Origin of the sequence: Mangrovimonas sp. ST2L15 (genome assembly GCF_001280515.1) — a bacterium.
Taxonomy (GTDB): domain Bacteria; phylum Bacteroidota; class Bacteroidia; order Flavobacteriales; family Flavobacteriaceae; genus Mangrovimonas; species Mangrovimonas futianensis.
Window position 1 is genome coordinate 690,057 of record NZ_LBIQ01000030.1, and the last position, 15,165, is coordinate 705,221.

Genomic DNA, 15,165 nt, shown 5'->3' on the forward strand with positions numbered 1-15,165 from the left:
TTATGTCAGTAGATGCAAACGTAAGATACTCAGATAAGGATTTAGCAGAATTCAAAGCCATAATACAAGAGAAAATTGAAAAGGCCAAACATGATTTGGAGCTGATTAAGAGCGCTTATATGAATGATTTGAATAATGGTACAGATGATACGTCTCCAACATTTAAAGCCTTTGAAGAGGGGAGCGAAACCATGAGTAAGGAAGCCAACTCCCAGTTGGCCATTCGTCAAGAGAAGTTTATTAGAGACTTAAAGAATGCCTTGATTAGAATTGAAAACAAGACCTATGGTATTTGTCGTGTTACCGGAAAACTAATAAGCAAAGAACGCTTGAAATTGGTGCCTCATGCAACTTTAAGCATTGAAGCCAAAAACATGCAATAAAAAATATATTAAAAAGATCTAAAGCGCTTCAAATTTATATTGAAGCGCTTTTTGTTTTATGAAGATACATATTAGCTGTTTTTTAATGTTTTTGGGAACCCTATTTGCGTTCTCTCAAAAGGTCACTTATAAAACCTTTGATGACGATTTGGTGGCATTTTTGCAAATAGATTGCGACCAGTGTTTTCGAATAAACTTGGAAAACACCAAACAAGATAGGATAGAAATTCAAATGGCTGTTGAGGGGGAATATAATGAACAGGTCATTTTGTTGACGGAATCGAATTTGGATAGCTTAAAGATTACTACGGCATTCCAACCTATCTTTAAAGCTCCAGACGATAAATTGGCAGCTCATAAAGCTCTTTCCATTGTTTTACATGTTAAGGTTCCCAACGATAAAGTTGTATCTGTAAGAAGTGATTTGGCCTCAATTATGGTGCGAGGGCAATATCATAAGCTCAGGGTAGAATTAAAGCAGGGGCATTTTGATGGCTGGTTGCACCGCCCTAATATTACAGTGCATACCCTTCAAGGCGACATAAATTTAGTGACTGATCAAGGAAATACCCACCTCATTTCCAAAAATGGAAGCGTCTCTAAAGAAACTTTAGGTACGGGTTCTAATGATATTGATTTGAGGACTATTAACGGAAACATTCGGTTGCGTAAAACTGAAGAATAATTTTCTATTTTTGCTATTCAAATACGCTGCATGTCCTTAAAAAAATCCCTTGTTTTTATCATTCTTATTTTATTGGTAGACCAGATTAGTAAAATATATATAAAGACCCATTTTGTCTTAGGGGAAGATGTAGCAATTTTCAAATGGTTTAAGATTTATTTTGTGGAAAATGATGGGATGGCGTGGGGGACCAAAATAAGTGATTTTATTCCTTTTATGTCCGATCGGGTAGCCAAGTTATCCTTAACTATTTTTAGAATCGTTGCCATTTTAGGTATAGGCTATTGGCTTTATGATGTTACCAGAAAAAGGACTTCTAAAATTATGATTTTGGCGGTGGCCTTAATATTTGCAGGGGCATTGGGTAATATTCTGGATTCCGTTTTTTATGGAATTTTGTTTAGTGATAGTTATGGCCAAGTAGCTACGTTTTTACCACATGAGGGAGGCTATGAATCCATGTTTCATGGGAAGGTGGTTGATATGCTTTATTTTCCTATTTGGAAAGGATATTTGCCTGAATGGATTCCTTATTATGGTGGTCAATTCTTTACATTTTTTGAGCCTGTTTTTAATGTAGCCGATGTAGCCATCAGCACAGGTTTTGGGATGCTAATTGTATTTAACCGACAGGCTTTTTCAAAGAATTAAATTCTTTAAGAAAAACTACTTTTTTATAAGTCGTCCTTTCTGCTTCCATTGGGGAGGTGTGTGGTTGATTTTTAAGGATAAGACATCAAAACAGTTTCAGTTCAAAAGCAAGGGAAACTCTTGAGGCTTTCCAAAACTTGGTGATAATGTTTATATTTGACCCCAAAATAAACCATTCACATCTCTTTAGCCTAAATATTGCCCCATGATAAAACAAAACTACTTATTCTGGTTTTTAATGCTATTTATTTTATTTTCTTGTTCTTCTAATGTCGAACAAGGAAGTTCTCAAAATCAAAATAGAGCTTTATGGGGTGTATGGGGTCATGTTGCACTTTCAATAGAGGGAGGGGATCCAATTACTTTATATTGCCCTTTGATACTTTCTGTAGGAGCGACAGATTTTCAAGAAATGCGATATTACAATGATGCCTGTGAGTCTTTAGATAGAACCATAGGTACTTACGTTTTTGAAAATTCTCTTATCACCTTTCAGGAAACAGACGGCCCATCCTATACCTCTACAGTCATATCACTAACAGACAATGAGATGGTAACACAAAACATAGATTCTTATAGTGATGAAGTCATGGAGCATACTTGGGAAAAACTAGATGACATTTAAAACTAGGCTGAATTTCATCAAATAAAGTAAAAAATACGTAGAACTACGTATATCAATGAGGAGCTAAAATTATTAGTTTTGTCATCCCAAAGATTTTTGATCTTACCTATGAATACCCACGCTAGCGCCTAACATTGTTGGGTGCTAGGGGTTATCAAATTGTTACCCCTTAATAATTGATTTAACTAAATTAATTTTTTTAAAAAGCATATACCTTATCCGGGGTAACGCAATAATCCAAATTGATATCATTAGCAAATCGTTCTGCAATATGGTCTTCAGGCTCAAAAAAGGACAGTCCTATTTTTACGGTATCAGGTCCGCAATCTGCAAGAAATCGATCGTAAAACCCTTTGCCATAGCCTATTCTATGCCCTTCTTTGTCAAATGCCATTAAAGGAACGAATACAACCTCTAATTTAGAAGAAGGAATAGGAATTCCGTCAACAGGCTCTGGTATGTTATAGGAATTTTTTTTAAGAACTGTGGCATCTGTCAATAGGTAATGAATCATGGTTCCTGTTTCAAAATCACTTTTGGAAAGGACGATGTTTTTGTCTTTTCCCGAGAGAATATGAATGATATCGTCTGTATGAACTTCTTTTTGTTCAACTATGGATAGGAAAATGTGATAAAAGCTGTGATTCCAAATATCCAATGTCAACAGTCTATTTGCAATTTGAAGGCTAAGATTCAGGATATCATCTTCACTTAGGGTATTTCGTTTGGCCTTGTAGGCTTTCCTCAATTCCTGTTTGGTCATTTTAATTTGGTAGTAATATGAAACAAAGCATCTCCTTGGTAAACGATAGGGGACTCATTCACATTGATAATGTATCCTGAATTAAAGGCCTTGACGGGATGTATAAATTTTCCGTAAGGATCTGTTATATGACCTAAAACATCTCCTTTGGATACCAAACTATTGACAGTGATGGTAGCCTTGAACATGCCAGAAAAATTGGCTCTTTGCCACCTGCTTGTCAAAATGAAAACGGGCTTCTTCCTAGGACGTGTTACCTTGAATTTTGTTGACAGCATGTCCAAATGCTTTAGCGTGCGCTTAATTCCCTCTACGGCTGTCGCTGATATTTGAGGGTCTATATGGTTAGATTTACCTCCCTCAAACAACAACATTGGGATGCCTAACTTGCTGGTCACATTTCGAAATGATTTCTTAATGTTTTTAGAGTATAGCACAAATGGCGCATTAAAAACCTGAGCCAAATGGTCTAATTCGGGGTCGTTTTTGACTATTCTTATTTGTGGTGCATTAAAGCGGCCCGCTCCCCCTGTATGGAAGTCCATAATGAAATCAACATCAGGGATGACCTCATTCACTAATTTATAAGCCACCCTGCTCGCTAATGAGCCCTTTTTAGTGCCAGGAAATACACGGTTCAAATCACGGCCATCGGGAAATTCCCTGGTTAGGTTAATAAACCCAAACACATTAATTACCGGTAAGCAAATAATAGTTCCTCGTTTGGGTTTGTTAATTCCTAAGGAAATAATTTGTCTTACAATTTCAACTCCATTAACTTCATCGCCATGTAAACCACCTGTAATCAAAACAACAGGTCCGGGTTTTTTAGAGCGTTCAATAATCACAGGGACATCCACACTGGAAGAGGTATGCAAATTGGCCACATCAAAGCGTAATTCACATCGTTCGCCTTCACGAATCTCCTTTCCTAAGACATGAATGGATTTTTTCTGTGAGTCGGTCATTATTTGTTTCTTTCTATGTAGGTAAGTATAGCTCTAGCAATGTTACGTCCCGTAGCCTTTTCTATGCCTTCTAAACCAGGAGTTGAATTGACTTCTAGTAAGAGAGGACCTCTAGCAGATTGTAGCATATCCACCCCACAAACAGGCAATTTCAATGCTCTTGCCGCTCCCATGGCTAATTTTAGTTCTGAATCACTTAGCTTTATCAAGGAAGCTGATCCGCCACGATGTAAATTGGAGCGAAATTCACCTTCTTTACTCTGTCTTTTCATAGCGCCTACTACTTGACCATCAACCACCAAGGCTCTTAAGTCGGCCCCTTTCGCTTCCTTAATGAATTCCTGAACGATAACCCTAGCTTGCAAACCATTAAAGGCTTCTAATACAGATTCGGCTGCGTTTTTGGTTTCAGCCAAAACCACGCCCAACCCTTGGGTGCCTTCCAGAAGCTTTATAATAACGGGTGTTCCGCCTACGTGTTCAATGACTTCCTCAACATCTCGTGAATAGTTGGTGAAAACCGTTTTAGGCATGCCAATCCCGGCTTTACTTAGGCGTTGTAGGCTTCTTAATTTATCTCGAGAGCGAATGATAGCATCAGAAGTGGCTGTTGTAAAAACTCCCATCATTTCAAATTGCCTTACAACGGCACAACCGTAAAAAGTAACCGATGTCCCAATTCTGGGGATGATGGCATCCACATAATCCAGATATCTGTTTTTGTAATAGATGGTGGGTTTTTCCTTTTCGATAATAATATCGCATTTCAAAGGGTCGATCACTTCTACTTCGTGACCTCTTTTAAAGCCTTCTTCAATTAGGCGTTCTGTTGAATACAGGTTGGTGTTTCTAGACAGAATGACAATGTTCATGGGCACATTGGTTTTGGGATAGGTTTTGTTGACTTACATCAACCAAAAATTTTTTGTTTAAAAATTGTCTTCCAAGCAAAACGGGAAACTTCATATCATCCCGCGTGCTTAAAGTTAAATTAATTGTATAGGTTTTACCAAATAATATGATACTGGATTTTACTTTAAATCGATTTTCCTTAAATCCATTACTGCTTTTAACATCCGTTTTAGAGTAGGAATCAAATATTACTTGTTTCCCACTAAAGTTGGGGTGACCAGCACTGTAAAAGGTGCAGTAAAGCTTTTGGTCCTTTTCTTCTATTTGCGAACAATGGATCGCAGAAGTATAAGCTCCGGTATCAATTTTTACATCCACTTGAAACAATCCTAGCTTAGGGAAGTCTGCTACGTCTGTCCTACCAATTATTTTCTTCTCCATCTCTTAGGGTTTTAAAAAGTGGCACAATGTAAGGAATATGATGCTTCAAAAAGCTTAAATTTACATTAAATTTCAATGCATTGATAGATATATCTGTAACTTTGGGAAAATGGCCGACACATCGCTCGAAATTCAATTGAAAACGCTTCCGGATTTACCGGGAGTTTACCAATATTTTGATAAGGACGGTAAGATTCTTTACGTGGGAAAGGCTAAAAACCTAAAGAAACGGGTTTCTTCCTATTTCAACAAACATCATGATTATGGCAAGACAAGAGTACTTGTTAAGAAGATTGCCAACATAAAGCATATTGTAGTTGATACAGAAACAGATGCGCTTTTGTTGGAAAACAATCTCATTAAAAAGTATCAGCCACGTTACAATGTGATGCTTAAGGATGACAAATCCTACCCTTGGATTTGTGTGAAAAAAGAACGATTTCCTAGAGTTTTTAGCACTCGTAGGGTTATAAGGGATGGTAGTGAGTACTTTGGTCCTTATACCAGTATGAAAACAGTTTCCACCTTATTGGATTTAATAAGGGGGCTATTTCTGTTACGCACTTGCAATTATGATTTGTCACAAGATAAAATTGAGGCAGATAAATATAAGGTTTGCTTGGAGTATCATTTAGGTAATTGTAAGGGGCCTTGTGAGGGTTTGGAAACAGAAGTAGCTTATCATGAAAATATTAACTCGATAAAAGAAATTTTAAAGGGAAACTTTAAAGATTCTCTGAATCAGTTTAAGTCGCAGATGAAAGCCTATGCCGAGGAAATGCGTTTTGAGGAAGCGCAAAAAATAAAGGAAAAAATAGAGGTGCTAGAAAATTACCAATCTAAATCTACTATTGTAAATCCTAAAATTAGCAATGTAGATGTCTTTTCCATTGTGAGTGATGAGAGCTTTGGGTATGTAAATTTTTTGCAATTGTCTTATGGCTCAATAATTAGATCTCATACTCTTGAAATCAAGAAAAAACTTGAGGAAACTGACCATGAGTTGTTGGAGTTAGCCATCACAGAACTAAGACAGCGGTTTCATTCGAAATCAAAAGAGATATATGTGCCATTTGATGTTGAAGTGGGAGGAGGAATTAAAATAACAGTCCCCAAGTTGGGTGATAAAAAACACCTTTTGGATTTATCGACCCGCAATGCTAAGTACTATCGATTGGAACGATTAAAACAGGTGAAGATTACAGATCCAGATAGACACGCCAATCGCATTATGGCCCAAATGAAGGCTGACTTAAGATTAAAAAGAGAACCTAGGCATATTGAGTGTTTTGATAATAGTAACATTCAAGGAACGAATCCTGTGGCTGCATGTGTGGTATTCAAGGATGGTAAGCCTAGTAAAAAAGATTATAGACATTTCAATATAAAAACAGTTGAAGGACCCGATGATTTTGCCTCTATGGAAGAGGTTGTATATCGCCGTTACAAACGTTTGCTTGAAGAAGAGCAACTCTTACCACAATTGATCATAATTGATGGGGGCAAGGGGCAATTGTCCTCGGCTTTAAAGAGCTTGGATGTTTTGGGTTTGAGAGGTAAGATTGCGATAATCGGAATTGCTAAACGTTTGGAAGAATTATTTTATCCAAATGACCCAATTCCCTTATATTTAGATAAGAAAAGTGAAACCTTAAAAGTCATTCAGCAACTTAGGAATGAAGCACATCGATTTGGGATTGAACACCATCGGAATAGACGAAGCAAAACAGCATTGAATACCGAGTTAGAAACCATTCCCGGTGTAGGAGAAAAAACCATAGTTGAGTTATTAAAAAAGTTTAAGTCGGTAAGAAGGATATCCCACGCGAAATTGGATGAGCTGGAAGCGGTAGTTGGGAAGTCTAGAGCTGAAAAAATATATAAATACTATCATAATTAATGAAAAGCCCCATTGTTTTTCTATTGCTTTTGTTTTTCGTAACATCTTCAGCTTTTTCTCAGGCTAGAACTGATGATGAGGTAAAGGTGGGACTCGTTTTAAGTGGTGGTGGTGCCAAGGGGTTGGCACATATAGGTGCTCTTAAGGTTATAGATAGCTTGGGGATTCGGATTGATTATGTAGCTGGAACTAGTATGGGGGCTATTGTTGGTGCCTTATATGCCTCAGGTTATTCAGGAAAAGCCCTAGACTCCATTTTTCGGGATGTCGATTTTGATAAAATAATAAATGATGAGTTACCTCGGGCATCTAAAACATTCTACGAGCGGGACAACTCAGAGAAATATGCCATTACCCTTCCCTTTGATAATTACAAAATCAACTTACCATCAGCTCTTTCAAGAGGGCAAAATACGTTGAGTTTATTATCACAGTTAACATTGCATACCTGTGATGTTGATCAATTTGATCAATTGGATATTCCTTTTTTCTGTGTGGCTACCAACGTAGAAACTGGGGAACCGGTGATTTTAGATAAAGGCAGTTTACCGCTATCTATTGCGGCAAGTGGAGCTTTCCCGTCATTATTTCAACCAGTCATTATTGATGATCAAGTTTTGATTGATGGAGGTGTGGTCAATAATTATCCCATTGATGAGCTGAAAGCCAAAGGTATGGATGTGATTATAGGGGTAGATGTACAAGACGGTTTGGCTGATAGAGACCAATTAAAATCAGCCTTGTCTATTCTTTTGCAAATCAATAATTATCGTACCATCAATGACATGAAAGGAAAGATAGAACGAACCGATATTTATATTAAACCAGATATTGAAGATTTTACTGTTATGTCTTTTGATGATGGAAATGAGATTATTTCCCAAGGGGAAATTGCAGCCAAAAAACTGGCAGATACTTTAAGCCATTTAGCTAAAAGACAAACGAAAGGGCCAAGGATTCAAAAGGCAATTAAATCTATTGATAGTCTAAGAATCAACTCCATTATTGTTTCGGGAACTGAAAAATACACTAGTAGTTACGTGATAGGTAAACTGAAATTTAAAGCTCAGAGCGATATCTCTTATGAGGATTTGGTTACTGGAGTTAATAATTTGGCTGCAACCAATAACTTTCAGAGTGTGATAAACCGCTTGAAGTCGTCAAAATACCAAAAGGGCTATGACCTGTATATTCATGTAAAAGAAAGTCAGCTTAAAACTTATTTTAGGTTTGGACTACACTATGATGAATTGTATAAATCGGCCGCTTTATTGAATTTGACGCGAAAATCGGTGTTATTTAAAAATGATATTGCCACCTTGGATGTGGGATTGGGAGATAATATTAGATACAATTTTGAATACTTTATTGATAAGGGATTTTATTGGAGTATCGGATTAAAGTCTAGATTTAACCAATTTCAAAAGAACGTTTCATCTCGGTTAATAGATCCTTATCAAGCGGTTCAACCCTTCAACAGCATTAATAAATTTGATGTAGAGTTACAGGATTTCACAAATCAGTTTTATTTTCAAACCTTGTTTCGTCGTGATTTTGCCCTCATTCTAGGAGCAGAACATAAACATTTAAAAATTCACTCAGAGACTGTGGCCTCAGGAGATGATGAGGGAGAGACCTTATTTGAGAATAGTAATTATTTGAGTGTATTTGGGAAGTTGAAATTGGATACTTTTGATAACAAATACTTCCCCAACCAGGGCTTTTATTTGGATGGTGATTTTCACTTGTATTTGTATTCATCTGATTTCAATAGTGATTTTACCGAGTATTCCATCGCCAAGGGGACCTTTGGATATGCTAAAAATATTACTAAAAACTTTACGGGGAATATTTCGGTTCAAGGAGGCTTCCGGATTGGCGAAAATGAAAACCCTTACCTTGATTTTGTTCTTGGGGGCTATGGAAACGACTTTATAAATAATTTTGAGGCATTCTTTGGCTATGATTTTATGAGCATTCCCGGAGATAGTTATATCAAGGGGCTTGTCACTTTCGATTACGAAATCTTCAAGAAAAACCATATCAATGTGTCAGCTAACTTTGCCAATGTTGGTAACGACATTTTTACCAATGGAGAATGGGTGACTGCTCCAAACTTTTCTGGCTATGCTCTAGGCTATTCCTTGGAAACCTTTATTGGACCCATTGAGGCAAAAATGACTTACTCACCAGAACTTAAAGAGAGTATTTGGTTTTTCAATGTGGGATTTTGGTTCTAATTATTTATTATTTGTGATTTTTTTTGTCATATTTGCAAAATATGAAGCTTTTTTGGACCTATTTGTTACTTCATCTACATATTCTTATCAAGAGAAATCCTGAATAGGGCTACATATTTTGTATCTTTAGAAGCCTAAAAATTTAGGTGAAATCATTAATTTTTTAATTTAAATTTTAAAGCATGCCTTTATATCATAAGCTGGGAAAAATTCCTCCCAAAAGACATACACAATTCCGTAAGGAAGACGGTAGCCTGTATTATGAGCAACTCTTTGGTACGATTGGTTTTGATGGGATGTACTCCAATATGTATCATGAACAACGACCTACTCAGGTTAAGGAAATCAGAAACCAATACAATGTTTCCCCAAAAGTTGCCAAGGCCAACAACATGCAATCCTATCGCTTTAGGGGCTTTCAAGTGCCACCAGAAAACGATTTCTTAGAAAGTAGAAAAACGGTTTTGACTAATAGTGATTGCAGTATTATTTTAGCTGCACCTAAAAAATCCACAGAGGATTATTTTTATAAAAACACTGATGCAGACGAATTAATTTTTGTCCACAAAGGCACAGGCAAGTTGAGAACCCATTTGGGGAATTTAGACTTTAAATATGGAGACTATCTATTAATCCCAAGGGGAATTATTTACAAAATTGATTTTGATACAGAAGATAACCGATTGTTTATAGTGGAGTCAAGAAGACCTATCTATACCCCAAAAAGATATCGCAATTGGTTTGGGCAGTTATTAGAACATTCTCCTTTTTGTGAGAGAGATATTAGAAAGCCGGAAGAATTGGAAACTTACAATGAAAGTGGTGAGTTTTTAATCAAAGTGAAAAAGCAGGATGATATTTTTGACATGATTTATGCTTCTCATCCATTTGATGTTGTAGGCTATGATGGCTATAATTTTCCTTATGCTTTCTCGATTCATGATTTTGAACCGATAACTGGGCGCATTCACCAACCGCCACCAGTGCATCAAACCTTTGAGACTGATGCTTTTGTGGTTTGTAGTTTTGTGCCACGGTTGTATGACTATCATCCTGATAGCATACCAGCACCCTATAACCATAGCAATATAGATAGTGATGAGGTGTTGTATTATGTGGATGGCGACTTTATGAGTAGAAATGATATTGAAGCAGGTCATATTTCATTGCATCCTGCTGGTATTCCTCATGGGCCACATCCTGGAGCTACAGAAAGAAGTATTGGGAAGGAGAGAACAGAAGAATTGGCCGTTATGGTAGACACCTTCAAACCTTTACAAGTTACCGAAGAAGCATTAAAAATAGCAGACGAAGATTATTTTAAATCTTGGTTGGAATAACCTTAATAAAAAGCAAAATGAGCAAAGAAATTAAATCAGTAGACTACGGTCTAGAAAAAATATTTGAGGGGGCAGAAGACTTCTTGCCTTTATTAGGAACCGATTATGTAGAATTCTATGTGGGAAATGCTAAACAAGCGGCTCACTTTTACAAAACGGCGTTTGGCTTTCAATCATATGCTTATAAAGGATTAGAAACTGGCAGTAAGGAGACTGTTTCTTATGTATTGAAGCAAGACAAGATTAGATTGGTGCTAACAACGCCATTAAACTCAAAACATCCTATCAACGAGCATATCGTTAAGCATGGTGATGGTGTTAAAGTGGTGGCTCTTTGGGTGGAGGATGCTAAATCTGCCTGGGAGGAAACAACCAAACGTGGCGCTAAATCATACATGGCACCACAAGTAGAAACTGATGAGTTTGGAGAAGTGGTACGTGCAGGGATTTATACTTATGGAGAGACCATCCATATGTTTGTGGAACGTAAAAACTATAATGGTCAATTTCTACCAGGTTTTGTTAAATGGGAGTCCGATTACAATCCAACTCCTGTTGGGTTAAAGTATATTGACCACATGGTAGGGAATGTAGGTTGGGGAGAAATGAATACTTGGGTAAAATGGTATGAAGATGTCATGGGATTTGTAAATTTCCTTTCGTTTGATGACAAACAAATCCATACAGAGTATTCGGCCTTAATGAGTAAAGTAATGAGTAATGGAAATGGGCGTATCAAATTTCCAATAAATGAACCGGCTGAAGGTAAAAAACGTTCTCAAATTGAGGAATATTTAGATTTTTATGAAGGAGCGGGAGTTCAGCACATTGCTGTAGCTACAGATGATATCATCAGTACGGTTTCTGATTTAAGATCAAGAGGAGTTGAATTCTTATCTATTCCACCAGAAGAGTATTACAGAGCAGTACCTGGAAGATTGGAAGAATTTAGCCATGAATTGCGTGAAGATATTGAAACCTTAAAAAGTTTAGGTATTATGATAGATGCCGATGAAGAAGGTTATTTGTTGCAAATTTTCACCAAGCCAGTTGAAGATAGACCAACCTTGTTTTTTGAAATCATTCAAAGAATGGGAGCTCGAGGTTTTGGAGCTGGAAACTTCAAAGCTCTTTTTGAATCCATTGAAAGAGAGCAAGAAAAGAGAGGAACTCTATAATGCAGAATATTAATTCTTTCTTAAATAACTCCTTCAATTATATTGAGGGAGTTGTTGTTTTATAACTTTGGAATGGTAATTGTCATTTAATTGCAACATAAATTTGAATGAATAAAAATTACATTTGTACCTAACAGTTATGAAGAATCTTATATCTATTGCCCTATTTTTACTAATAATGCCTAAATCCTGGGCACAAACTGAAAGCGCCTTTGATACAGGAGAATGGTTTCGTTTTGAAATGAGTTATAGCGGTTTCTTTAAAGCAGGAGAAGCCACATTAAAAGTGAATAATGGCTCCTATAATGGAAAACCAGTTTACCACGTTGTTGGAAAGGGATGGACAACCGGTGCTATCAAATGGTTTTTCAAAGTAGAGGATTTGTATGAGAGTTATTTTGATAAAGTGCACATACGTCCCTATAGATTTATCAGAAAGATTGATGAAGGGGGGCATACCAAGAATATTGAAATCACCTTTGATCATGAACAAAATAAAGCGCTTGTAAATAATATTAAGCATAGCCGTAAGGCAGAATTTGATACCAAGCCAAACATTCAAGATATGGTGTCTACCTTTTACTATTTAAGGAATAATTTGGATGTCGATGACCTGAATGTTGGGGATGAGGTGTTTGTTAATATGTTCTTTGATGAAGAGAATTATGGATTTAAAATAAGATATTTAGGGTCAGAAAATATAAAAACACCTTTTGGAAAGGTAAATGCTCTAAAGTTTCGTCCATATGTTATGGCGGGGAGGGTGTTTAAGGAAGAGGAAAGCTTAACGCTGTGGGTGTCAAACGATCAAAACAGGATACCGTTACGTGTCAAAGCTGATTTGGCGGTTGGTTCTTTGCGTGCCGAATTGAATGCCTTCAGAGGATTGAAATACCCATTTAAAATAATTGTTGAAAACTAACTAATGGAAACTAAAAAAGATATAACCAGCCAATTAGAAGAGAAATATAAAAATTTGGGTCAGGATGTAGATGCCCATTTGGAAGGGTTGCTTTATGGGAAACTCATTAATTATTGGGATTACATTCAGACAGATGCCCTTTTAAACTTGCAAGTGCAACGCACTGTTCTTCCAGATGAGATGGTTTTTATAATGTACCATCAAATCAATGAACTCCTATTTAAAATGATTTTATGGGAAATTGATCAAGTAGCCAAGGAACCAAATATTTCTGCCGAATTATTTACTGAAAAACTGATGAGAATCAGTAGGTATTTCGATATGTTGACTTCGTCCTTTAATATTATGAAGGATGGGATGGAAGTGGAGCAGTACAATAAATTTAGACATACTTTAACCCCTGCTAGTGGTTTCCAAAGTGCCCAGTACCGTAAAATAGAATTTGCATCTACTGAATTGATTAATCTGATAGACCACAGGTTTAGGGAAACCATAGATAGAAATACCTCATTTGAATACGCTTTGGAGCATTTATATTGGCAAGCAGCAGGTAAGGACTACAAAACAGGCAAAAAAAGTTATACATTAACAGCTTTTGAAGAGAAATACAAAGATGAATTTATTAGATTTGCGGAATTCTATAATACACATAACCTCTGGACTAAGTTCAAAGAGCTTCCAGACAGTGTTAAAGAAGACAAGAGTTTAATCGATGCAATGCGTCATTATGACCAAACTGTTAATATCAAATGGGTCATGGCGCACTATAATACGGCCAATCATTATTTAAACATTGGTGGTAAAACAGCAGAAGCCACGGGTGGAAGCGAATGGGTCAAGTATATGCATCCCAAATATCAAAGAAGAATATTTTTTCCGGATTTATGGACCAAAGAAGAATTGAAGCACTGGGGAGAAAATGTCTAACTTTTTTAACAGCCGCCTTACTGGTAACTAGTTGCGGTAAAAAGAAAGAGTCTCTCCCTATTGAGGAAACCGAAGAAATAGCCATTGTAGAACCCGAAGACACTTTTGAGTTTGGGTTCAATCTTAATGATTATGTTGTTAAAAGGGATACTGTCCGGTCTGGAGACAGTTTTGGCGTTATTATGGAACGCAATAGATTAGGATATCCTAAAATCTTTCAAATTGCTGAGGGAGCCAAATCTAGTTTCGATATCACCAAACTACAAATAGGGAAGCCCTATACCTTGCTTTGCTCTAAAGATACCTTGCAGGAGCCAAAATGTTTTATTTATCAGCCTAATAAAGAAGAGTATGTGGTGGTCAATTTCCAAGATTCCATTCATGCTTACACAAATAGAAAGCCTGTTACCTATGTTGAAAAGGAAGTCGCTGGGGTTATAACCAGTAGCATTTCTGAAACCTTGGAGGATTTAGGAATCAGTCCTAGGTTGACCTTTAAATTGGCCGATGACATTTATGCATGGACCATTGACTTTAGAAGGCTACAAAAGGGAGATCGCTTCAAGGTTATTTACACAGATAAGTATATTGATGATTCCATTTATGCAGGAATTGCCGATGTAAAAGCCGCATTTTTTGAACACAATGGTGAACCTTTTTATGCCTTTGAGTATGAGACAGACAGTATTAAAGGGCTTTCTGATTACTTCAATGAAGAAGCAAATAATTTACGACGAGCCTTCCTAAAAGCTCCAGTAGAATATAAAAGAATTTCCTCACGTTATAACCTAAGGCGTCGTATTGCTCTTTATGGCAATAAAATTCGTCCGCATAAAGGGACAGACTTTGCTGCCGATATAGGTACTCCTATTCGAGCCACTGCCAACGGTACGGTTATCAAATCGGCTTATACGAGAGGAAACGGAAATTACGTCAAAATCAAGCATAACGCGACCTATAGCACCCAATACCTGCACATGAAAAAGCAAAATGTGAAAGTTGGGCAATTTGTGAAGCAGGGAGATGTGATAGGCTGGGTAGGAATGACAGGAAACACCTCTGGGCCGCATGTTTGCTATAGATTTTGGAAAAATGGGGTTCAGGTGGATCCCTTTAGACAAAAGCTTCCTGCAGCTGAACCTATTGCAGATAGCTTGAAAACTTCTTATTTGGCTTTTATACAGCCTTTGAAAGAGCAATTGGATCGCATTCCTTTCAAAGAAGTTCCCGCAGAGGAAGACGTTCTTTTTGAAAACTCAGATGAAAATTTAATCAGTCAGGCACATTAAT

The 15,165-nt window shown here is 36.9% G+C and carries 15 protein-coding genes; 11 read left to right on the top strand and 4 right to left on the bottom strand.

The features are described 5' to 3' along the window. The first annotated feature begins 2 nt into the window (after positions 1 to 2). The 4 genes from ZA07_RS06920 to ZA07_RS06935 all read left to right on the top strand — a co-directional run bounded on the left by ZA07_RS06920 (position 3) and on the right by ZA07_RS06935 (position 2,344). On the top strand, positions 3 to 383 hold the full coding sequence (locus tag ZA07_RS06920) for a TraR/DksA C4-type zinc finger protein (RefSeq protein WP_053970983.1): 381 nt from the start codon (positions 3 to 5) through the stop codon (positions 381 to 383). A gap of 58 nt (positions 384 to 441) precedes the next feature. Further along, positions 442 to 1,068, top strand: coding sequence for a hypothetical protein (locus ZA07_RS06925; protein ID WP_157492082.1), 627 nt, complete (start codon positions 442 to 444; stop codon positions 1,066 to 1,068). A 30-nt stretch (positions 1,069 to 1,098) separates the two neighbouring features. Beyond that, complete coding sequence (locus tag ZA07_RS06930) at positions 1,099 to 1,719, top strand: lipoprotein signal peptidase (protein WP_053970985.1); 621 nt, start codon at positions 1,099 to 1,101, stop codon at positions 1,717 to 1,719. Between the two features lie 205 nt (positions 1,720 to 1,924). Then, positions 1,925 to 2,344 carry a lipocalin family protein gene (locus ZA07_RS06935; RefSeq protein WP_082316533.1) on the top strand — a complete coding sequence of 140 codons (420 nt, stop codon included), beginning with the start codon at positions 1,925 to 1,927 and terminating at the stop codon, positions 2,342 to 2,344. Positions 2,345 to 2,543: 199 nt separating this feature from the next. Here the strand turns inward: ZA07_RS06935 and ZA07_RS06940 are convergent, their stop codons facing one another. From ZA07_RS06940 to ZA07_RS06955, 4 genes are read right to left on the bottom strand one after another with little or no spacing between them, the layout of a single operon-like run. Then, entirely contained in the window at positions 2,544 to 3,107 is a 564-nt protein-coding gene (locus ZA07_RS06940) for a 5-formyltetrahydrofolate cyclo-ligase (RefSeq protein ID WP_053970987.1), read from the bottom strand. Then, positions 3,104 to 4,075, bottom strand: a complete 972-nt coding sequence (locus ZA07_RS06945) for a succinylglutamate desuccinylase/aspartoacylase family protein (protein ID WP_053970988.1) — start codon at positions 4,073 to 4,075, stop codon at positions 3,104 to 3,106. Before ZA07_RS06945 ends, ZA07_RS06940 begins: the two co-directional genes overlap by 4 nt. Further along, entirely contained in the window at positions 4,075 to 4,947 is an 873-nt protein-coding gene (gene rimK / locus ZA07_RS06950) for a 30S ribosomal protein S6--L-glutamate ligase (RefSeq protein WP_053970989.1), read from the bottom strand. Before rimK ends, ZA07_RS06945 begins: the two co-directional genes overlap by 1 nt. Continuing rightward, on the bottom strand, positions 4,925 to 5,368 hold the full coding sequence (locus ZA07_RS06955) for a RimK/LysX family protein (protein WP_053970990.1): 444 nt from the start codon (positions 5,366 to 5,368) through the stop codon (positions 4,925 to 4,927). Before ZA07_RS06955 ends, rimK begins: the two co-directional genes overlap by 23 nt. A 109-nt stretch (positions 5,369 to 5,477) precedes the next feature. Here ZA07_RS06955 and uvrC point away from each other — a divergent pair, with 109 nt between their 5' ends. From uvrC to ZA07_RS06990, 7 genes are all read left to right on the top strand, one after another. Then, a complete protein-coding gene (uvrC, locus tag ZA07_RS06960) occupies positions 5,478 to 7,268 on the top strand; it encodes an excinuclease ABC subunit UvrC (protein WP_053970991.1) in 1,791 nt (596 codons plus the stop codon). Next, a complete protein-coding gene (locus tag ZA07_RS06965; RefSeq protein ID WP_053970992.1) occupies positions 7,268 to 9,508 on the top strand; it encodes a patatin-like phospholipase family protein in 2,241 nt (746 codons plus the stop codon). The genes uvrC and ZA07_RS06965 overlap by 1 nt, the downstream gene beginning before the upstream one ends. A gap of 182 nt (positions 9,509 to 9,690) precedes the next feature. Continuing rightward, a complete protein-coding gene (locus ZA07_RS06970; protein WP_053970993.1) occupies positions 9,691 to 10,848 on the top strand; it encodes a homogentisate 1,2-dioxygenase in 1,158 nt (385 codons plus the stop codon). Positions 10,849 to 10,865: 17 nt separating this feature from the next. Then, a complete protein-coding gene (hppD, locus tag ZA07_RS06975; protein WP_053972078.1) occupies positions 10,866 to 12,026 on the top strand; it encodes a 4-hydroxyphenylpyruvate dioxygenase in 1,161 nt (386 codons plus the stop codon). Between the two features lie 139 nt (positions 12,027 to 12,165). Then, the gene (locus ZA07_RS06980; protein WP_053970994.1) at positions 12,166 to 12,948 is read left to right on the top strand and encodes a DUF3108 domain-containing protein; all 783 of its coding nucleotides are present in this window, start codon (positions 12,166 to 12,168) and stop codon (positions 12,946 to 12,948) included. A gap of 3 nt (positions 12,949 to 12,951) precedes the next feature. Then, positions 12,952 to 13,875, top strand: coding sequence for a tryptophan 2,3-dioxygenase family protein (locus ZA07_RS06985; RefSeq protein WP_053972079.1), 924 nt, complete (start codon positions 12,952 to 12,954; stop codon positions 13,873 to 13,875). Then, the gene (locus ZA07_RS06990; protein WP_053970995.1) at positions 13,833 to 15,164 is read left to right on the top strand and encodes a peptidoglycan DD-metalloendopeptidase family protein; all 1,332 of its coding nucleotides are present in this window, start codon (positions 13,833 to 13,835) and stop codon (positions 15,162 to 15,164) included. The genes ZA07_RS06985 and ZA07_RS06990 overlap by 43 nt, the downstream gene beginning before the upstream one ends. Position 15,165: the final 1 nt, after the last annotated feature.